General features: G+C 66.6%; 1 protein-coding gene. It reads right to left on the bottom strand.

What is annotated here, in order from left to right; all coding sequences use genetic code 11:
- Window positions 1-347: DEAD/DEAH box helicase (locus ACH65_RS18135; RefSeq protein ID WP_049624046.1), on the bottom strand; the 347-nt coding region annotated here is incomplete at both ends.

Below are 347 nucleotides of genomic sequence, written 5' to 3'. Positions count from 1 at the left end.
CTGGCGCTTGAGGCGGTCGGTGACGCGCTCGGCGGCGGCCTTGGTGTTGACGAACACGATGCTGCGGGTGGGCTGGCTGCGCTCGATCAGGTTGAGCAGCAACGGCAGCTTCTCTTCCTTGGCGGGGAAATAGACCACCTGGCGCACGCGGTCGGCGGTGACGTTGTCGGTCTCCACCACCAGCTTCTCGGCTTCGTGCATGTGCTCGTAGGCCAGCTCCAGCACGCGGTGGCTGAGCGTGGCCGAGAACAGCAGCACCTGGCGCTGCTCGCGCGAGGGCAGGCGGCGGAAGATGAAGCGCACGTCCTTGATGAAGCCGAGGTCGAACATGCGGTCGGCCTCGTCGA

The sequence above is a fragment of the Frateuria defendens genome (assembly GCF_001182895.1).
Classification (GTDB): domain Bacteria; phylum Pseudomonadota; class Gammaproteobacteria; order Xanthomonadales; family Rhodanobacteraceae; genus Frateuria_B; species Frateuria_B defendens.
This window is presented reverse-complemented; position numbering and strand designations above follow the sequence as displayed.